The 18,053-nt window shown below is 50.7% G+C and carries 21 protein-coding genes; 2 read left to right on the top strand and 19 right to left on the bottom strand.

The window, feature by feature from the left end; translation table 11 throughout:
- Positions 1-2,370 (top strand): hypothetical protein (locus O3682_RS08105; protein WP_371509498.1); only part of this gene is annotated, 2,370 nt, incomplete at its 5' end.
- A gap of 159 nt (positions 2,371-2,529) precedes the next feature.
- Here O3682_RS08105 and cysS read toward each other — a convergent pair.
- The 16 genes from cysS to rpmE all read right to left on the bottom strand — a co-directional run bounded on the left by cysS (position 2,530) and on the right by rpmE (position 14,842).
- Positions 2,530-3,951 carry a cysteine--tRNA ligase gene (gene cysS, locus O3682_RS08100; protein ID WP_371509496.1) on the bottom strand — a complete coding sequence of 474 codons (1,422 nt, stop codon included), beginning with the start codon at positions 3,949-3,951 and terminating at the stop codon, positions 2,530-2,532.
- A gap of 64 nt (positions 3,952-4,015) precedes the next feature.
- Positions 4,016-4,630 (bottom strand): ATPase, encoded by a 615-nt coding sequence (locus O3682_RS08095; RefSeq protein WP_314552985.1) that lies wholly within the window; start codon positions 4,628-4,630, stop codon positions 4,016-4,018.
- Positions 4,611-4,799: a hypothetical protein gene (locus O3682_RS08090; protein WP_070452636.1), complete on the bottom strand. Its 189-nt coding sequence runs from the start codon at positions 4,797-4,799 to the stop codon at positions 4,611-4,613. Before O3682_RS08090 ends, O3682_RS08095 begins: the two co-directional genes overlap by 20 nt.
- Before the next feature lie 70 nt (positions 4,800-4,869).
- Entirely contained in the window at positions 4,870-6,024 is a 1,155-nt protein-coding gene (gene obgE / locus O3682_RS08085; protein ID WP_371509494.1) for a GTPase ObgE, read from the bottom strand.
- A gap of 143 nt (positions 6,025-6,167) precedes the next feature.
- The gene (locus O3682_RS08080) at positions 6,168-6,656 is read right to left on the bottom strand and encodes a peroxiredoxin family protein (RefSeq protein WP_371509493.1); all 489 of its coding nucleotides are present in this window, start codon (positions 6,654-6,656) and stop codon (positions 6,168-6,170) included.
- Entirely contained in the window at positions 6,653-7,036 is a 384-nt protein-coding gene (locus O3682_RS08075; RefSeq protein WP_003748005.1) for an acyl-CoA thioesterase, read from the bottom strand. Before O3682_RS08075 ends, O3682_RS08080 begins: the two co-directional genes overlap by 4 nt.
- Positions 7,036-7,398, bottom strand: coding sequence for a VacJ (locus O3682_RS08070; RefSeq protein ID WP_070734927.1), 363 nt, complete (start codon positions 7,396-7,398; stop codon positions 7,036-7,038). The genes O3682_RS08075 and O3682_RS08070 overlap by 1 nt, the downstream gene beginning before the upstream one ends.
- A 114-nt stretch (positions 7,399-7,512) precedes the next feature.
- Positions 7,513-8,337 carry an MlaA family lipoprotein gene (locus O3682_RS08065; RefSeq protein WP_371509490.1) on the bottom strand — a complete coding sequence of 275 codons (825 nt, stop codon included), beginning with the start codon at positions 8,335-8,337 and terminating at the stop codon, positions 7,513-7,515.
- Positions 8,334-8,612, bottom strand: a complete 279-nt coding sequence (locus O3682_RS08060; protein WP_036493932.1) for an STAS domain-containing protein — start codon at positions 8,610-8,612, stop codon at positions 8,334-8,336. Before O3682_RS08060 ends, O3682_RS08065 begins: the two co-directional genes overlap by 4 nt.
- Positions 8,613-8,675: 63 nt before the next feature.
- Complete coding sequence (locus tag O3682_RS08055; RefSeq protein ID WP_371509488.1) at positions 8,676-9,266, bottom strand: MlaC/ttg2D family ABC transporter substrate-binding protein; 591 nt, start codon at positions 9,264-9,266, stop codon at positions 8,676-8,678.
- Positions 9,267-9,298: 32 nt separating this feature from the next.
- A complete protein-coding gene (gene mlaD / locus O3682_RS08050) occupies positions 9,299-9,793 on the bottom strand; it encodes an outer membrane lipid asymmetry maintenance protein MlaD (RefSeq protein WP_003748012.1) in 495 nt (164 codons plus the stop codon).
- A 49-nt stretch (positions 9,794-9,842) separates the two neighbouring features.
- Positions 9,843-10,619, bottom strand: a complete 777-nt coding sequence (gene mlaE, locus O3682_RS08045; protein WP_070823640.1) for a lipid asymmetry maintenance ABC transporter permease subunit MlaE — start codon at positions 10,617-10,619, stop codon at positions 9,843-9,845.
- A 65-nt stretch (positions 10,620-10,684) separates the two neighbouring features.
- Complete coding sequence (locus tag O3682_RS08040; RefSeq protein ID WP_371509486.1) at positions 10,685-11,485, bottom strand: ABC transporter ATP-binding protein; 801 nt, start codon at positions 11,483-11,485, stop codon at positions 10,685-10,687.
- A 222-nt stretch (positions 11,486-11,707) separates the two neighbouring features.
- On the bottom strand, positions 11,708-12,595 hold the full coding sequence (locus tag O3682_RS08035) for a hypothetical protein (protein WP_223168973.1): 888 nt from the start codon (positions 12,593-12,595) through the stop codon (positions 11,708-11,710).
- A gap of 137 nt (positions 12,596-12,732) precedes the next feature.
- Positions 12,733-14,391, bottom strand: a complete 1,659-nt coding sequence (locus O3682_RS08030; protein ID WP_371509484.1) for an ArnT family glycosyltransferase — start codon at positions 14,389-14,391, stop codon at positions 12,733-12,735.
- A gap of 235 nt (positions 14,392-14,626) precedes the next feature.
- On the bottom strand, positions 14,627-14,842 hold the full coding sequence (gene rpmE, locus O3682_RS08025; protein ID WP_003681847.1) for a 50S ribosomal protein L31: 216 nt from the start codon (positions 14,840-14,842) through the stop codon (positions 14,627-14,629).
- Positions 14,843-15,122: 280 nt separating this feature from the next.
- Between rpmE and O3682_RS08020 the strand changes: the two genes are divergently transcribed.
- Entirely contained in the window at positions 15,123-15,656 is a 534-nt protein-coding gene (locus O3682_RS08020; RefSeq protein ID WP_371509482.1) for an acyltransferase, read from the top strand.
- Positions 15,657-15,717: 61 nt separating this feature from the next.
- Here the strand turns inward: O3682_RS08020 and O3682_RS08015 are convergent, their stop codons facing one another.
- The 3 genes from O3682_RS08015 to O3682_RS08005 all read right to left on the bottom strand — a co-directional run bounded on the left by O3682_RS08015 (position 15,718) and on the right by O3682_RS08005 (position 18,052).
- Positions 15,718-16,173, bottom strand: coding sequence for a four-helix bundle copper-binding protein (locus O3682_RS08015; protein ID WP_371509480.1), 456 nt, complete (start codon positions 16,171-16,173; stop codon positions 15,718-15,720).
- A 217-nt stretch (positions 16,174-16,390) separates the two neighbouring features.
- Positions 16,391-17,245, bottom strand: a complete 855-nt coding sequence (locus O3682_RS08010) for an amino acid ABC transporter substrate-binding protein (RefSeq protein WP_315611280.1) — start codon at positions 17,243-17,245, stop codon at positions 16,391-16,393.
- 75 nt (positions 17,246-17,320) lie between these two features.
- Entirely contained in the window at positions 17,321-18,052 is a 732-nt protein-coding gene (locus O3682_RS08005; protein WP_371509478.1) for an amino acid ABC transporter ATP-binding protein, read from the bottom strand.
- Between the last annotated feature and the right edge of the window lies 1 nt (position 18,053).

Here is an 18,053-nt window from a genome sequence, read left to right as displayed (position 1 = left end):
ACTGACAACGCAGGTAATGCAGGTGAAGAAGGTACAGCGAATGCGGGTAATAATCCTGACACGACTGCACCGGCTAAACCGACTGTTGAAGCGAAAGACAACGGTTCAGTGGAAGTGACACCTCCTGCAGATGCGGATACCAAGTCTGTAGAAGTGAGCTACACCGATGAAGCGGATACACCGAAAACTGCAACCTTAACAAAAGGTGCAGATGGCACTTGGACTTCAAACAACCCGGATGTCGCAGTAGATCCTGTTAGCGGCAAAGCAACGATTCCAGCGGATAAAGTACAAGATGGCTCTCCGGTGACTGCGAAAGCGACTGACACTGCAGGTAATGTAGGTGAAGAAGGTACAGCGAATGCGGGTAATAATCCTGACACAACTGCGCCTGGTAAACCAACTATTGAAGCGAAAATGAATGGTTTTGTTTATATTAATCCTCCAGCAGATGAAGATACTAAATCAGTTGAAGTGCACTACATTGATGAAGAGGGAAATCCGCAAACTGTAACGATTACTAAAGATGCTGATGAGGGTTGGGTATCATCTAATCCAAATGATGATATCTGGCTCAATTCAGAGACTGGTAAAATAACACTTCTGGCACATCAAGTGAAAGATGGCTCTCTAGTGAAAGCCTCGGCAACAGATAATCAAGGTAACACAGGTGAAGTCGCAACGGAAAATGCGGTTAACGTTCCGGATACTTATGGGCCAAGCATGCCGGAAGTAGTTGGATTACAAGATCGTTCTGCAAGAGTAACAATGCCAAAAGATGCCGACGTTGGAGATTTTGTTGTAATTAAACGAGGTATTTATCAATATGAGTCTTTTTGGACCTTCGGTTCACTTTATCCTGATGATAATGATGAAATTTTAGCTACTTTGACTAAACAACAGGATGGTAGTTGGATTTCAGATAAACCAGAGAATGTGCCGCATATTGATGCCGGCAATGATAATACTATCGTTCCAGCTAATAAACTTAAAGGATTCGGTACTGTATATGCTCATGCAGAGGATCATGCAGAGAATTTCTCTGCACCAGGATATACTAATCTTGCTAGCGAAATTGCCTCTCCAACAATAACCGTAAAAAAAGATGGTTTTGTGGAAATTACCCCTCCTGCAGTTACAAATCTTAAATCTATGGCTGTAAGATATTGGGATAAATCAGGTACACGAAAAACTACAATGTTAACGAAAGATGAGAACGGTAATTGGACTTCTGACAATCCAGATATTACGGTAGAGCCAGCGACTGGAAAAGCAATAATTTCATCAGATAAAATACAAGGGGGGTCACAATTAGCTGCGAATGCCTTTGATACTTCGGGTATAATCAGTTATCCAGCTCTCGATCTAATAGGTAAAAACACTGATACTACAGCACCAAGCGCACCGGAAGTCATTCCATCGACTACGGATGGATCTGTAACCGTGAAAGTACCAGATGATGCAAAAGTAGACGATTATGTTTCAATATCGGTAATCCCTAACCGCACTGGTATATTTTTAAACCCAGAGAATTCTAATATTTCTACCGACATAACTTTAATCAAAAAGGCAGATGGCAGCTGGTCTTCAAGCTATTATTCAATAGTACCAGAGATTGAAGCAGGTCAGAACAGCACAACCATTCCACAAGACCAAGTAAAAGATGGTTCTTATGTGATAGCTACGTCGAGAGATCTTGCTGGCAACCAGAGCGTATCAGTAAGGGCCCAAGCGGGTGAAGATACTAAAGTTCCTGATGAATCTTGGGTATCATCTAATACTATAGATAGTAACGGTATGGGCAGTAGCGGTAATGACTATGCAAGCTTTGATCAAATTGGCGGCACTATTAATATGGGCGCGGGTAATGATATTCTTGAAGCGCGTGATACAGGTGAACCGTTCTCCTATGGAGTATACAATGCAAGAGTAGATATGGGTTCAGGCGATGATATTGTAAGAACATCAGGTACTATTCAGCATGACTCTATTTACAAAGGAATATCTATTGATGGTGGTGATGATTTCGATACACTTGAGTTTGTGAACCGAGATGGCGAAGCAATTATGACCAAGATTTTATCGATCTCTAACTTTGAGAAGATTGATATTAAAGGTACGTTAAACAACACAGTTATGATCCACAAAGATGATGTTGAGAGAAACCACAGTGCTAAAGCAACGGTTGATGACAGTGGTAAATCTCACAACAACGTGTTAATTGTTGATGGTAATGAAGGTGATAAAGTGGATTTAAGTGAGATTAGTAAAGTTGCAAGCTCACAAGTTAATTATGAAGGCAATACTTATCATGTTTACCACACCGGTTCTAACGAACTCTGGATTGATTCAGATATTGCTGTTGCTTAATTTGTAACATCTATTAGAAAAACGCACCTTCGGGTGCGTTTTTTATCTGCTTTACACATGAAGGTTGTCTGAAAACCTGAGACCTTTGCAAAATTCCTTTTTTCCCAACAGCCGAAATTCAAGCACAGTTTCAGACGGCCTTTTATCTATGCCATGAAATCAACCGCGACGCCAAGTTGTACCGCCGGCATTGTCTTCCAGAATGATTTTGTGTTCGTTCAGAAGGTCGCGGATACGGTCGGATTCCGCCCAGTTTTTGTCCGCGCGCGCCTGTTTGCGGCGGGCGATCAAATCGTCGATTTCCTCGTTGGATAGGCCGTCTGAAACAGTACCGCCTTGCAGGAATTCAATCGGGTCGCGTTGCAGCAGGCCGATGATGCCGCCCAAAGCTTTCAGGCAGCCGGCGAGGTGCGCATCATTGGTTTTGTTCACTTCGCCTGCCAGCTCAAACAACACGGCAACCGCTTCGACCGTACCGAAATCGTCGTTCATGGCGGCGTAGAAACGGCGGGTGTAGTCGTTGGCGTTTTCAGATAAGTCAAACTCAGCCGCTGGTGTGTTTTTCAACGTGGTGTACAGACGGGTCAGCGCACCTTTTGCGTCGTCCAAATGCGCGTCGGAGTAGTTCAATGGGCTGCGGTAGTGGGCGCGCAGGATGAAGAAACGTACGACTTCAGGGTCGTATTGTTTCAACACTTCGCGGATGGTGAAGAAGTTACCCAACGATTTGGACATTTTTTCGCCGTCCACACGGATGAAGCCGTTGTGCAGCCAGTATTTGACGTGGCTGGCGATGCTTTGGCCGTGGTGAGTTTGCGCGTGGTCATGGCCGCAGGTATGCCCCGTCGCGCCGACGCTTTGGGCAATTTCGTTTTCATGGTGCGGGAACTGCAAATCCGCGCCGCCGCCGTGGATGTCGAAAGTATCGCCGAACAGGTTTTCACTCATGGCGGAGCATTCGATGTGCCAACCCGGACGGCCGTTGCCCCACGGGCTTTCCCATGCAGGTTCGCCTGCTTTGGCGGATTTCCACAACACAAAATCAAGCGGATCGCGTTTGAAACCGTCCACTTCTACACGCTCGCCTGCACGCAAGTCATCCAACGATTTACCCGATAATTGGCCGTAAGCGGAAAACTCGCGCACAGCGTAGTAAACGTCGCCGTTTGCGGCAGGATATGCCTTGCCGTTTTGAATCAGGGTTTCAATCATGGCAATCATTTGCGGAATGTTTTCCGTCGCCTTCGGCTCAATATCTGGACGCAACACGCCCAGTGCATCGGCATCTTCGTGCATAGCCTGAATGAAACGCGCGGTCAGTTCGCCGATGGTTTCGCCGTTTTCAGCCGCGCGGGCGATGATTTTGTCGTCGATGTCGGTAATGTTACGCACATAAGTGAGCGGATAACCGCACTCGCGCAGCCAGCGGGCAATCATGTCGAATACAACCATCACGCGGGCATGGCCTAAGTGGCAGTAGTCGTAAACGGTCATGCCGCAAACGTACATACGCACGTTTTTAGGGTCGATGGGGGAGAAGGGTTCTTTTTGACGGGTAAGGGTGTTGTAGATGGTGGTCATGGAATTTTCAAATTTTGTGTAAACAGAGGGAAATTATTTTGGATTTTTTGTGCAGGCAAATTCTTTATTCATAAGCTAAAAAAGAATCAAAAATTAATCCATTTGAAAGTATGGTTTGCTCGATTGGATTTACCCAATCGGCTAAATGTTTGTTTTTTAAATATTGATATTGATTTATCCATATTTGCAGCTGTGGATAAACCGATGAGTTATCAAAAATAAAACTTTCATCGGCAAACGGTAATGCGGTATGAAGGTTTTGCAGGCTCACATGGTAGCGTTTGAGGATTAACTCAGGATCTATCCAGTGTCCGCCGCTTGCGACGCGCTCCTGCATACGGCGGATATTTAATTCGGGCGTCGCAAGACCGATATAGTTGAGTATGACGTAGAATCCGGCATTGCGGGCCGTTTGAATGCGGGTAAGGGCGGATTTGCCGGATAAGGTCGATTCCATGGAAAAAGAAATTCGATTATCCAACGCTTGACGGAATAAGCGCAATGCAGTTTTTCCCGCTTCCATATCGGCTAAGCGAGGCATTTCAGGGTTAATTTCCGCTGCGATATGGTCAGAATCAATCACTAACGAGACACGGTCTTGATTGAATTGGCGCAGGGTAGATTTGCCCGAACCGTTGGCACCACAGTAAAAAATCGCTTTAGGCCGGTTGTTTGACATGGCCTACTGTTCTTTGATTACCGGAAGGATGGTATTCGATAAGGTTGCCTTCATTATCGACTACCGTGATTACGGCGTATTTCCGTTTTTCTGCCAGCCATGCCTGATACAAAATTTTAAGCATGGCTTGCTTTTTCGCCAACTCGGTACGTTGTTTATCAGAAATCATGCTCTTCCTTGCTTTTTATTCCTGTATTCGGACAGCCCTATATTATATTAAAAAGGCCGTCTGAAATTTTTTACTCCGGCTTAAATACGCCGGTATCCGTTTTAGGTTGCTGCTCGGCAATCTCAACATTTGCCGCTGCCTGCTCCGCTTCGGCTTTTTCGGCTTCGATGCGTTTTTTCTCAGTCAGGTATTGGTTGATTTGGTGTACCAATTCCTGCGTGCCTTGGTGGGTCAGGGCGCTGATTTGGAAGAGGCGCGGGGTTTCCATGTCGAATTGGAAGCGGTCGTCTGGTTTCGGATAGTTCCAGCCGATGGCTTCGAGGAAGGCGGCAGTGCGCGTTTGGGCTTCTTCTTCGTCGAGCATGTCGAGTTTGTTCAGCACCAGCCAGCGCGGTTTGCCGTAGAGTTCTTCGTCGTATTTGCGCAATTCGTTGATGATGGCGAGGGCTTCTTCGGCGGGGTTGACGGTTTCGTCGAAGGGCGCCAAATCGACGACGTGCAGCAGCAGGCCGGTACGTGATAAGTGTTTGAGGAAGCGGTGTCCCAAGCCTGCGCCTTCAGCCGCGCCTTCAATCAGGCCGGGGATGTCTGCCATGACGAAGCTGTGGTTTTCGTCGATGCGCACGACGCCTAAGTTCGGATGCAGGGTGGTGAAGGGATAGTTGGCGATTTTGGGGCGCGCGGCGGATACGGCGGTAATCAGGGTGGATTTACCGGCATTGGGCATGCCTAACAAGCCGACATCGGCGAGGACTTTGAGTTCGAGTTGTAGGGACCGGGTTTCGCCTTCTTCGCCGGGCGTGGATTGTTTGGGCGCGCGGTTGACGGAAGATTTGAAGTGGATGTTGCCCAAACCTCCTTTGCCGCCTTTGGCAAGGCAGACGCGCTGGCCGTGGTGGGTGAGGTCGGCGACGATTTCGTCGGTGTCAAGGTCGCGGATGAGGGTGCCGACGGGCATTTTGAGGACGATGTCGTCCGCACCTGCGCCGTAGCGGTCGGAGCCGTGACCTTTTTCGCCGTTTTTGGCTTGGTAGCGTTTGACGAAGCGGTATTCGACGAGGGTGTTGGTGTTTTCGTCAGCTTCTGCCCAAACGCTGCCGCCTTTGCCACCGTCGCCGCCGTCAGGGCCGCCGCGCGGTACGAATTTTTCGCGGCGGAAACTGGTTGCGCCATTACCGCCTTTGCCTGCGGCGACTTCGATTTTTGCTTCGTCGATAAATTTCATGATGTTCTCTTATGGGTATTCGGTTGTTTCAGACGGCCTTTGTTAATAGAGGAGCTTGGTGTCTGAACGGATAAAATGTTGCTTATTATAAAGGATATTTCGGTTTTAGGCCGTCTGAAATATGGTTTCAGACGGCCTTGGATTTATTGGGCGAGGGCTTGGTCGATTTCTTGGTAGAGTTGGGTGAAATTGGGTTCGCCAACGTAGGTTTTGAGGATGTTACCGTTTTTGTCAATCAGGACGGAAGTTGGGTAAACCTGTGTGCCAAAGGCTTTTGCGGCAGTTTTGTCGGCATCGTACATGACGGTGAAAGGAAGGCCGTATTCTTTGACGTACTGATGGACGCTTTCAATGGGGTCGATGGGTTGGGCAATGCCGAGGACTTGGAAGTTTTTGCCTTGATAATCTTGGGCGGTTTTGATGATTTTAGGCATCTCGCTCACGCAGCCGGGGCAGGAGGGAAACCAGAAGTTAATGAGGGTAACTTTGTCTTTCAAATCGGCGTTGGTAATGGTTTTGCCTTGCAGGTCGGGCAGGGCGAAATCAGGGGCAGTTTTGTTGCTGGGGATAAGGACAAAGGCAAGAAGCGCGCCAATCGTGGCAACGACAAGGAGTGTGAGTATTTTTTTCATGATGTAAGGTTTTGAATGGCGTGTGCTAAGGTTTGGGGAACGCTGATGCTGCGACCGCTTTCGCTGCTGACGGGCATAAGGGTAACTTCGGCTTCGATGGCGGCTTTGCCGTTGGGCAGGGTCGCGGTTTGACTGAGGATGATGTGGCGTGTGCCGATGTCTTTCAGACGGCCTGTAAAGGTTAAAACATCGCCTTCAAGCGACGGGCGGCGATAGCGGATATCAACGCGTGCAACAACGAGCATGATGCCTTTGAGTTCGGACAGAAGGTCATGCTCTTGAAAAAACGTCCAGCGCGCTTCTTCGAGAAATTCGAGATAGCGCGCATTGTTGACGTGGCCGTAGCCGTCGAGGTGGTAGTTGCGGACGGTCAGTTTCATCAGTTAAGATTGATGGGTTGGAACTCTTCGCGTGCGATTGGTTCGTGTTCGAGGTCGGTAATTACGGTGGAGAGTTGGATGTCGAACCATTCGTTGAAAATGTCAGCATTCAAATCCGGCCATTCGCTTTCGTCTTCGCACCAGTCAGCCAATTCGGCAGCAAAAATATCTTCAAAACGCGCTTCGATTTCGTCCCATACTTCGTCGGCAGTCTCGCACGGGCGAACGAGGTAGGAATTGGCATCGGCTTGGATATCTTCAAGTGTCAGGCCATCAAGGTGATTGCCGGGCAGGGATTTCAGCCAGTTCCAAAAAGGATCAAGGGGGATAAGCAGGAAGACGCTGCGGTTGACTTCGTACATGATGTTTTCCTTGGTTTCTGTATAGTTGAATGATATAGCAAAGGTGGTGGACTGGCTATCTTTTGGGGGATAAAGGCCGTCTGAATTTCAGACGGCCTTTATTTTTGGGAACAATCAGGGGTTTTCTGATGGTGTTTGATACAGGGTTTGAGGGTTGGCTGTATCGGGGATTTCTGCTGGAGCGGATTGGGGTGCTACCGGTTCGGAAGTAGCATTGCTGTCCACCAAGTCATCGATGTCGATATTGTCGTCTTCGCTTTGAGGGAGCGTGCCGCCGGTTTGTTGGGTGCGGACTTTCATGTAAAGGTCGCGTGTGTAGCTGTATTTGTCGATGGCTGCTCCTTCGAGGCTGTCGGTCAGGTCGAGCAGTTCTTTACGGGTGTTGATGGCTTGCAGGCCGATTGTGCCCCAGCGTCCTGCGCTGGTGTGGAAGACGGCGTTTTTAACCGGATAGACGGTGGTAACGGCGTTGCCGACGGTATCGCGTACGGTAGACGGGCCGAGCAGGGGGACGACGAAGTAGTTGCTGTTTTTCCAACCCCATGAGGCGAAGGTGTCGCCGAGGGTGTTTTTATTGCTGGGTACGCCGCCTGCACCGGCTACGTCGATTAAACCGCCCAGGCCGAAGGTGGTGTTGATGCCGACGCGGACGAGGTCTTCGCTGGCGCGTTTAACGTCAAGGCGCAGCATGTTGCTGCCGAAGCTGACGACATCGCGCAGGTTGTTGAAGAAGTTGCTCACGCCGGTACGCACCGGTTTGGGCGTTACTTTACGATAACCGCGTGCGACAGGGGAAAGGACGTATTTGTCTGCTTTGTCGTTGAACTTGGAAACGGTACGGTTGTAGCCTTCGTAAGGGTCAGCCGGATTGCGTTCGGCAAGTGCGGGAGCGGAGGCAAGGCTGATGATGAGGCAGAGGGAAGCGGTGGTTTTTTTCATGATTGCAACCAGTCTTTGATTTCGTAAAGTTCGGCCAGTGCGCGGACGGAATCGGGAATATTTTGAATGGTCGGTTTTTTATCTGTCCGGCGCAGAGCGTTGAGCAGCAGAGAAACGCAGGCTGAATCTGCTTTGCCTACTTGGCTGAAGTCTATGCTGTCTGTTTCTTTCAGACGGCATTGTTGTTCGTAGCGCGCAAAGGCGGAGGCAGTCAGGGTTTTGACGGTAACGTCGCCGCTGATGTAGAGCGTGCCGTTGCGGATTTCTGTTTGCATGGTGTCTTTATGATGTAAGGCACCATGCCGTCTGAACATTAGGCGGCATGGTGCGTGGGTGGATTATTTACCGCCGTTTTTGGCTTTCAAGTCAGCAATCAGGCCGTCGATGCCTTTGGCTTTGATGGTTTCGCCGAATTGGTTGCGGTATACGGTAACCAAGCTTGCGCCTTCGACTGCGACATTGTATGCGCGGTATCTGCTGCCGCTTTGGTAGGTGGTGAAGTCCATGTTGACCGGTTTTTGGCCGGAAACGTTGATTTCGGCGCGGACAATGATTTCTTTACCGCCTTTGTTGACGACCGGGTTGTCTTTGATGTTGACCTTGGCGTTTTTGAATTTCAGCATGGTGCCGGAGTAGGTGCGGATCAGCAGGGTTTGGAACTCTTTGGTCAACGCTTGTTTTTGTGCGTCAGTTGTAGTACGCCATGGATTGCCGACGGCCAAAGCGGTCATGCGTTGGAAGTCGAAGTAAGGGATGGCGTAGGCTTCAGCTTTTTGGCGTGCAGTGTTGGCATCGCCGCTGTTGAGGATTTTCAGCACTTGAACGGAGTTTTCACGGACTTGGTTGACTGCGTCGGCAGGAGAGGCAAATGCCATGCTGATGCTCAATACGCCGATGCTCAATGCGCTGATGAAGGAAGTTTTTTTCATGGGAGTGTCCTGAATATTGAGTGGATATGTGTTTATTGTTTGTTTTGACCGGCAGATTCACCATCTGCGTTTTTCTCGGCAAAGCTGGTCATGAATTTGCCGATAAGGTTTTCCAAAACCATGGCGGAGCTGGTGACAGTAATGGTGTCGCCTGCCGCCAAAGAATCGGTATCGCCACCTTGTTGCAGGCCGATGTATTGTTCGCCCAACAGGCCTGAAGTCAGGATTTGTGCGGAAACGTCGCTGCTGAACTGATATTGGCTGTCCAGATTGAGGGCGACTTTTGCCTGATAGGATTTAGGGTCGAGCTGAATGGAGGCAACGCGGCCCACCAGTACGCCTGCGGATTTGACCGGAGCGTTGGTTTTCAAGCCGCCGATGTCGCTGAAATCGGCATAGACGGTGTAGGTTTGAGAGGATTTGCCGAACGATTGTCCGCCGGCGGCGCGGAAGGCGAGGAAGCCGATAGCGGCCGCGCCCAGTAAGACAAACAGTCCTACCCAAAATTCCAAAGCATTTTTTTTCATGTGCTATTGTCCTTGTTTCATTCTTTTTAAGTGTCGTTTCAGACGGCCTTTAGTCGGTAAACATCCACGCGGTCAACATAAAGTCGACGGCGAGGATGGTCAGGGCGGAAGACACTACGGTGCGTGTACTGGCGCGCAAAATACCTTCGGAGGTCGGTACGCAGTGGAAACCCTGATGTACGGCGATCAGCGTAACGGCTACGCCGAAAGCGGCGGATTTGATTAAGCCGTTGAGGACGTCGTAATGGAAGGTAATGTTGTTTTGCATTTGCGACCAGAAAATACCGCCGTCCAAACCCAGCCATTCGACGCCGACCAAATACGCGCCGTAAATACCGGCAACGTTGAAAATCGACGCCAGCAAAGGCATGGAAAACACACCCGCCCAAAAGCGCGGTGCAACCACGCGTGCCACAGGGTCGACCGCCATCACGTTCATTGCTTCAAGCTGCTCGGTGGTTTTCATCAAGCCGATTTCGCTGGTCATGGCACCGCCCGCGCTGCTGGCAAACAGAATAGCCGCCAATACGGGACCCAATTCACGCAACAGGGAAGCGGCAACCATATAGCCCAGAATATCGGCGGATTTGAATTTTGCCAGCTGCGTATAGCCCTGCAAGCCCAACACCATGCCGACAAACAGGCCGGACACAGCAACAATCAGGACAGACAACACGCCTGCAAAGTAAACCTGGCGGATGCTCAGGCGCGGGCGGGTAAATGCCGTGCCTGATTTGGCCAGGATATGCAGGAAAAACAGCGTAATGCTGCCCAGCGATTGGATGAAGCCGAGGGTTTTTGCCCCGACGGAACGGATAAAATTCATAGGTTTCAGTTGATTGGTTAAATGGTTTTCAGACGGCCTTGTTTAAGCTTCAGGCCGTCTGAACATCAGCCCAGCAAGTCTTGTTTTAAAGTCGTTTGCGCCGGATAGCGGTATGCGACAGGACCGTCTGCCAAGCCGCCGACAAACTGGCGCACCCAAGGCGAGTCGAGTTCACGCATTTCTTCGGGTGAGCCGGAGAACATGATTTCGCCGTGTGCCAGGAAAATGACTTGATCGACAATTTCCAATGATTTTTCAATATCATGCGTTACCATGACGCTGGTGGAGCGCAGGGCTTTGTTGGCGCGGCTGATGAGGTGGGCGATGACGCCCAGCGAAATCGGGTCGAGGCCGGTAAAAGGCTCGTCGTACAACATGATTTCAGGGTCGAGCGCAATCGTACGCGCGAGGGCGACACGACGCGACATACCGCCGGAAAGCTCGGAAGGCATCAGGTTTTCAACACCGCGCAAACCGACTGCATTCAGTTTCAACACCACCAAATCGCGGATGACCGCTTCGGGCAAATCCGTCAGCTCGCGCATAGGGAAGGCGATGTTGTCGAAGACGGATAAGTCGGTGAACAATGCGCCGTGTTGGAACAAAACGCCCATGCGGCGGCGGTGTTCGTACAGCTCCTGCGCCGAAAATGCGACCAAATCGCGCCCTTCAATCAGCACTTTTCCCGATTGTGGGTGGATTTGACCCGTAATCAGGCGCATCAGCGTGGTTTTACCGCTGCCCGAACCACCCATTACGGCGGCGAAATTGCCTTGTGGAATGCTGAAGTTGATGTTGTTCAGAATAGGACGGTCGCCATATGCGAAGGCAACGTCTTTCATTTCGATGAAGGGTGTGGAACTCATGCAGGAGAGGGGTGTCGAAAAATGTATTTTAATTACGGGTATTGTAAAGGGTATTGGATATTCGGGCAATTTTCAGACGGCCTGTGCTTAAGAATAACGGGTAAAAACGTGTGAAAGAATGCAGAAGCATTGGTGCTACGGTCGTTTTGTCGCGTGTTGTGTCAAACATACAGACAGCTGTGTAGGTATATAAAGAGGCGGGCAAACATGCCCGCCTTGTTTTTAATATTTCTGCAAACCTTCTACTTTGATTTCTTTGGCATTGGCATGGATGAAGGCTTGAGTCGCTTTCATCGTGGCTTGGATGCGCGGATCGTTCCAGCGCACGATTTGGTTGTTTTCATCGCGTTTGTCCGACCAAATAATCACGCCGTCTGTGTATTTCTTACTGATTTCGAGCATTTTGCGCCAACGAACGGGGTCGATGAACTGTTTGAAATAAGGACTGTTGGTGGCCGAATAATATTGCGGCCAGATGTAGCCGATGATTTTTTTGTTGGGAAAGCGTTGATGGATGTCGTCAACGGCGGTTTTTACGTCTTTTTCCCATTGCACCAAATCGGGGGAAGTGATGTAGAACACAGGATTGGCATAGTCGCTGATAGCGGCGGTGGGCGCACGGCGTTTGCTGACTTGCCGCCATTTGGCCAAGATGGCTTCGTTGTCAACGTTGGGGCGGTAGTGGCGGATGCCGTGCAGGTGTTCGGAAGGCATGCCGTAGTTACTGATGAAGGCGCGCGGGTTTTCTTCTCTAAAGATTTGGTACATCCGCGCGAAGTCGGTTCTCAATTCGTCGGGGGTCAGCAGCTGGCCGTCTTTTTCAGCAAACCAGCTTTCGATGTCGGTGGAAATGGTGCGGTAGCCTTCGCGGCGCGATTGTTTGGCCAATTCGCGGATACGCGCTTCGTTGAGTACGCCATGTTTGCGTTTGCCCGTCGGATCGGGTTTGACCAGCTCGCTTTCGTAAACCAAGAACACTTTGGAGAGTTTGTCTGCAGTCAGGTCGGGTTTGCCGACGTAGTCCATGCGGTCGTAGATGATGAAGTCTTTGGCATGGGCGGAGAGGGCGGTCAATAAGAGGACGAGGGGCAAAAGGCGGTTGGGTTTCATATTTTTGGCAGATAAGGGAAAAGAGCCATTGTACGGGAAGCGGTGTTAAAGTGAGTCAAAGGCCGTCTGAAAGGATAAAAGTTCTTTCAGACGGCCTTTGTTGGATTGAGGATATTCAGTTTTGAGGCTGGTGTGGCTTACTGCGCCGCAGTTTTTTCCAGCAATAGGAAAGTCTCGGCTTTGTTGCGCGGTCTTGCGCCTTGCCACAAGGTTTGCCAGCCTGAAGGTGCGCCGATGTTGGCGGCTTGGCGGATGAGGCGGTAGCGGCAGGATGGGTTGTCGGTTGTGGTTTTAATATGGCTGTATTGTGTCCATGCGATTCGTGTGCGCTGGTCTTGGCCGTCGATGCTGATACATTCGAGGCCGTCTGAAAGTTTCTGTTTCAATTCGGCAGAAAGCGCGGCTTCCATTTGGTGTACAACCGGCGCATGGCTTTTGGCGGCGTTGAGCCACGGTAAAAACAGGGTCATTAGCAAGGCCCAGGCCAAGGTAACGCCGGCTGCCCAGTTGGTCACGGCTTGGCGGCCGCGGATGTTTTTACGCGTAATCGCCCAGAGCCATAACGGGGTAAACAGCAGGGCGACGGCCATCGGAATCGGGTCGATGTCGGGGATGTAATACGGGCTGAAATAGGCGGCGCGTTCGGCCAGTTTGGCAGGCCAGCCGTAGTTCATGGCGAAGAAGCCCAGCCACAGGAAGACGGCAATCAAACCGAATGCCATGATGCCGAACCAGTTGATAAATGCCGCTGCGCCGCGACGCAGGCCGTCCAGTTGTGCCGCGCCGAGCAGGGCGAGCGGCGGCAACAGCCAAACGAGGTTGTCTTGCAGGCGTTGCGGATTGATGGCGAGTAGGGCTATCATGATAATCAGCCACGACAGACTCAGAATGCCCCAGTTTTTATCGTGGATACGCGTGCGGCTGAGCGTCCATGCTGCCAGCGGCCAAGCAGGCAGGGCAAACCACAGCAGGTTTTTCAGATAATAGGGCAGGTTGAAGGCCGTCTGAATCTGATGGAAACCGCCGAATACGCCTAAGGAATAATGGTTGAACCAAATATCAAACCATTCAGGATTGGTTTTTGATAAAACCAGCGGATACAGAATCAGCAGGGGCAGGGAAACGACGATGGCACCAATCAGGGTCAGCAGATAGCGTTTGCTCTGCCAAGTGGAATGGAACGACAGGGCAAGTGCCAAAAAAATCATGGCCACGGCCAGCAGATAGCCTGAGGAAAGGGAGAGTAAAACCCAGCCGCCGCACAACAGCAAAATGGCAATAATGACGCGGCGGCGTGCCAGTGAAAAGCCGCACAGAATCAATCCAAACGCGGCAAAGGCGGCCGACATGGGATTGAGAAAGTGGGCGATGGGCAGTAAACCGATGCTGCCTATAAGGATTAAGACAACGCTGCGGCCATGGTGTCTGCCGAGAAAATTGAAACCGGCAAAACCGCAGGCGGTCAGTCCGATGGCGGTGAATACCACGCCGGCAAAACGCGCGGCATCATAGGCATCGGCTGCCCAAGGCGAAAACAGGGTTTGGAATGCGGTTGCCGCCCACAAAAAAGCAGGGGAGATAGTAAAGTCGGGTTGGCCGAAGATTTGTGCAACCAGCAGGCTGCCGCCGTTTTTCATGGATTCGGAGGCGGTAAAGAGGGAGGGTTCGGCAGGGTTCCACAAGTCATGCGAGAACACGCCCGGCCACAGCCAGGCAAAAGCCATCAGCAGCAGTAGCCATGGTTTTTCATGGGTTTTTTGGGGGCGGCGCGGATCGGGCGGTGTGTAAGTCAGCATGGAAGGTCAAAAAACGGTTGGTTTGAATAGCAATGGTACAGGGTTTGACGGGTTTGCGCGATATGCCGGACCGGAGGGCTTTGTAAAATAATGCTTACGGCTCGTTTTTATCGGGTGTTTGGAATGATATGGCATTCGGTTGATGCCCAAAAGCTCAGGCCGTCTAAAAGAAAGGTTTCAGACGGCCTGAATGCAAAAAAGACTGCACGAAGCAGTCTTTTTGACAAAGCGGCAATTAGCGTTTGAACAGGTTGCCGAATTTGTTGTTGAATTTGTCCACACGACCGGTAGTGTCGACGATTTTTTGAGTACCGGTGTAGAAAGGGTGGCACAGAGAGCAAACCTCAACGTTGAAGCTGTCTTTTTCCATTGCGGATTTGGTCACGAATTTGTTGCCGCAAGAGCAGGTAACGTTGATTTCGTGGTAGTTCGGGTGAATACCTTGTTTCATTTGATTTCCTTTCGATTAAGCGGGCACAGGGGTTTTGCCTGTACTTCAGTTAAGCGTAGGATTTTCGCTATTTTTGGCTGTTTCGTCAAGCGGATATTTTGCGTAGCGGGCAGTTTCGCAACAGACGAGAACAGTTTAGAATAGACTCTCAAACCAAATATTATGCGGTCAGATTGTAATCTAACTGAAAAGGGGATGTAAAACCTCCTCTGATGTGAAACTTTAAGAAGAATAATAGTCTGAATAATATTTACGCTTGTACGAACAGGAGACGGAATTAATGTGGAAAAGGATATTGACGTGCATTTTGCGTGTTTGGGGAGGAATGTTGCCTCCGTCTTATTGCAAACCATTCGGCAGAATTGCGCAAAAATTCCGTGCTGCTTTGGCTGCGTGCATTTCCCCTAACATCGGCAAAAACGTCAATATTGAAAAAGGCGGATATGTTTTTCCGGATACGGTAATTGGCGACAATTCGGGTATCGGCGTCAATTGCGAAATCTGCCGCGGCCTGACCCTCGGCAAGAACGTGATGATGGGGCCGGAATGCCTGTTTTATTCGACCAACCACAAATTCAACCCTGAAACCCGCCGCTTTGAAGGCTATACGGACATTCGCCCGATTGTGATTGAAGACGATGTCTGGATTGGTAGACGTGCGATTATCATGGGCGGCGTTACCATCGGTAAGGGCGCGGTAATCGGCGCAGGTTCGGTGGTTACTAAAGATGTGCCGCCTTATTGCGTGGCTGCGGGCAATCCTGCGATTGTTCGGAAAAATCTGCTCGATGAGCAAGAGCTTGCAGCCGAATAGCGTAAACAAAATAGCAAAATAAAAGGCCGTCTGAAATTCAGACGGCCTTTTTTAATATTGATTAAGCAGCAATTTTTTCGCATTCTTTAATGCAAGCCAAGCAAGATTCGTAGCAGGCTTTGCACTCGGCGTGGTGGCCGGCGTGTTCTTTGCAGGCGGCGGAACATTGTTTGCAGGCTTCGATGCACACTTTTGCCAAAGACGGGGTCAGGCGTGAATTTTGGGCAGCGAGGTTTTGCAATGTGCCGCACAGTGCCAACATTTGGTTAGCGCCGGCTGCGCAGTCTTTCATGGAGGTATCGCCTTCGCTCAACAGGGCGATGCAGTGTGCCAGACAGATTTGACCGGCTTCAACGCAATGTGCGGCCGCTTTGCGCGCAGCTTCGTAGGCGCGCGGTGCAGAATGCGAGTGACCAGCATGGTGTGCATGGCCTGTATGGTCGTGAGCACGGGCGAAAGAAGCGGCGGCGGTGAGGGAAACAGCAGCAGCGCTGCCGATAAATTGACGACGGTTCATAAGATAGAGTCCTTTTTGCTTTGTGGAAATATCGGACGAATTATTTCATCCATTATTAAAAGGTTATCATGTTATTCGTTTTTAAACAATGGGCCGTCTGAAGATATCGATAATACGTTCAGACGGCCTGTTGTTAGGTATGATATTTGTTTTAATCAATCACAAATCGGATGGCTGAAATACGGCCAAGTGACTTTTTGCCGAGAAAATAGTCGGTTTATTCCGCCAACAATTCTTCCGGTTTGACTTTCTCGCCATACACGGGCAAGAGGGTTTTTTCATAGGCGGCTTTCAGACGGCCGTCTTTTTTCATAGCGGCGATTTCGCCGTTGACCCAGTTCAGGAGGTCGGTGTTGCCTTTTTGAACAGCTGGGGCGATGAATTCGGCAGGGCCGAGGTTGCCGATGGCGACTTCAAAATTCGGGTTTTCTTTTGCCCATGCCCACAACAGGGCGTTGTCGTGGGCGAGTGCTACGCCGCGACCGTCTTTCAGTGCGTCGAAGGTTTCGGTATTTTGGTCGAATTTCAGCAGTTTGACTTCAGGATGGCTTTTGGTGAAGAAGGCGTCGGCGGTGGTGCCTTTGTTGACCAGAAGGGTTTGGTCTTTCAATTGCGCAACGTCGGTAATCGGTTTGTCTTTGGGGGAAACTACGCCCAAGGCCACTTTCATGTAAGGATCGGCGAAATCGACGGCTTCGGCGCGTTCGGGTGTTTTGGTGAAGTTGGCGAGGATGAGGTCGACTTTGCCGGAACGGACGTATTCGACGCGGTTTGCGGCCTCGGTCAGGACGAATTCGACTTTGTCGGGGCTGCCGAGCAGGTCTTTGGCCAGGTCTTTGGCGATTTCAACGTCAAAGCCTTGGTTTTTGCCGTTGGCGTCAACATAGCCGAACGGAGGCTTGTCGCCGAATACACCGATACGGATGACGCCTTTTTCTTTGATGGAGGCAACGGTCGCCGCGCCGCTGCTTTGTGAAGATTGGGCATCGCCGGAGCTGCCTCCGCAAGCAGTCAGGCCAACGGCGATGGCGGCAGAGGCGAGGAGGGCTTTGAATTTGGCATTCAATTGCATGAGTGTTTCCTTTTCAAATGTTTGGTTGAAAGTGGAGGCCGTCTGAAAAAGGGTTTGGACGGCCTGAAAATAAAATCAGTAGTCCATGCCTGCCAAGAATTGGCGGGCGCGTTCGCTTTTGGGGGCGGAGAAGAAGGTTTCGGGGTCGGACGATTCGACGATGCCGCCTTTGTCCATGAAGACGATGCGGTCGGCAACTTTGCGGGCAAACCCCATTTCATGGGTTACGATGAGCATGCTCATGCCTTCATGGGCGAGTTCTAAAACCACTTTCAAGACTTCGCGCACCATTTCGGGGTCGAGTGCGGCGGTGATTTCGTCCAGCAGGATGACTTCCGGATTCAGGCACAGGGCGCGGACAATGGCGATGCGTTGTTTCTGGCCGCCGGAGAGTTCGCGCGGATAGGCGTTTTTGCGGTCGAGCAGGCCGACGCGTTCCAGCAGTTTGTCGGCTTGTGCCTCTGCTTCGGCACGGTTGCGGTTTTGTACTTTCACCGGGCCTAAGAGGATGTTTTCGATGACGGTCATGTGGGCAAACAGTTCATAGCTTTGAAAGACCATGCCGACTTTTTGCCGGGCGGTTTGCCAGGAAACGTCTTTGCCGAATTCGCCGACTCCATCCATCACGATGCTGCCGCCTTGGTGCGGTTCCAAACCGTTGACGCAGCGCAGGAGGGTGGATTTGCCGCAGCCGGACGGGCCCAGCAGTACGATGACTTCGCCTTTTTCCAAGTCCAAGTCTAAGGATTGAATGGCGGTTACGTTGCCGTATTGTTTGTGCAGGTTGCGGATGCTCAGTAAGGCCATG

This window comes from Neisseria sp. 27098_8_112, from assembly GCF_041433235.1.
Classification (GTDB): domain Bacteria; phylum Pseudomonadota; class Gammaproteobacteria; order Burkholderiales; family Neisseriaceae; genus Neisseria.
The sequence above is the reverse complement of the archived record's forward strand: the minus strand, read 5'-3'. Positions and strand labels throughout refer to the sequence as shown.

What these genes read in the sequence shown, in the direction of transcription:
- cysS (WP_371509496.1), bottom strand. Translation starts at nt 3,951, where the DNA reads ATGACCACCATCTACAACACCCTTACCCGTCAAAAAGAACCCTTCTCC.
- O3682_RS08095 (WP_314552985.1), bottom strand. Translation starts at nt 4,630, where the DNA reads ATGTCAAACAACCGGCCTAAAGCGATTTTTTACTGTGGTGCCAACGGT.
- O3682_RS08090 (WP_070452636.1), bottom strand. Translation starts at nt 4,799, where the DNA reads ATGATTTCTGATAAACAACGTACCGAGTTGGCGAAAAAGCAAGCCATG.
- obgE (WP_371509494.1), bottom strand. Translation starts at nt 6,024, where the DNA reads ATGAAATTTATCGACGAAGCAAAAATCGAAGTCGCCGCAGGCAAAGGC.
- O3682_RS08080 (WP_371509493.1), bottom strand. Translation starts at nt 6,656, where the DNA reads ATGAAAAAAATACTCACACTCCTTGTCGTTGCCACGATTGGCGCGCTT.
- O3682_RS08075 (WP_003748005.1), bottom strand. Translation starts at nt 7,036, where the DNA reads ATGAAACTGACCGTCCGCAACTACCACCTCGACGGCTACGGCCACGTC.
- O3682_RS08070 (WP_070734927.1), bottom strand. Translation starts at nt 7,398, where the DNA reads ATGTACGAAGTCAACCGCAGCGTCTTCCTGCTTATCCCCCTTGATCCT.
- O3682_RS08065 (WP_371509490.1), bottom strand. Translation starts at nt 8,337, where the DNA reads ATGAAAAAAACCACCGCTTCCCTCTGCCTCATCATCAGCCTTGCCTCC.
- O3682_RS08060 (WP_036493932.1), bottom strand. Translation starts at nt 8,612, where the DNA reads ATGCAAACAGAAATCCGCAACGGCACGCTCTACATCAGCGGCGACGTT.
- O3682_RS08055 (WP_371509488.1), bottom strand. Translation starts at nt 9,266, where the DNA reads ATGAAAAAAACTTCCTTCATCAGCGCATTGAGCATCGGCGTATTGAGC.
- mlaD (WP_003748012.1), bottom strand. Translation starts at nt 9,793, where the DNA reads ATGAAAAAAAATGCTTTGGAATTTTGGGTAGGACTGTTTGTCTTACTG.
- mlaE (WP_070823640.1), bottom strand. Translation starts at nt 10,619, where the DNA reads ATGAATTTTATCCGTTCCGTCGGGGCAAAAACCCTCGGCTTCATCCAA.
- O3682_RS08040 (WP_371509486.1), bottom strand. Translation starts at nt 11,485, where the DNA reads ATGAGTTCCACACCCTTCATCGAAATGAAAGACGTTGCCTTCGCATAT.
- O3682_RS08035 (WP_223168973.1), bottom strand. Translation starts at nt 12,595, where the DNA reads ATGAAACCCAACCGCCTTTTGCCCCTCGTCCTCTTATTGACCGCCCTC.
- O3682_RS08030 (WP_371509484.1), bottom strand. Translation starts at nt 14,391, where the DNA reads ATGCTGACTTACACACCGCCCGATCCGCGCCGCCCCCAAAAAACCCAT.
- rpmE (WP_003681847.1), bottom strand. Translation starts at nt 14,842, where the DNA reads ATGAAACAAGGTATTCACCCGAACTACCACGAAATCAACGTTACCTGC.
- O3682_RS08020 (WP_371509482.1), top strand. Translation starts at nt 15,123, where the DNA reads ATGTGGAAAAGGATATTGACGTGCATTTTGCGTGTTTGGGGAGGAATG.
- O3682_RS08015 (WP_371509480.1), bottom strand. Translation starts at nt 16,173, where the DNA reads ATGAACCGTCGTCAATTTATCGGCAGCGCTGCTGCTGTTTCCCTCACC.
- O3682_RS08010 (WP_315611280.1), bottom strand. Translation starts at nt 17,245, where the DNA reads ATGCAATTGAATGCCAAATTCAAAGCCCTCCTCGCCTCTGCCGCCATC.
- O3682_RS08005 (WP_371509478.1), bottom strand. Translation starts at nt 18,052, where the DNA reads ATGGCCTTACTGAGCATCCGCAACCTGCACAAACAATACGGCAACGTA.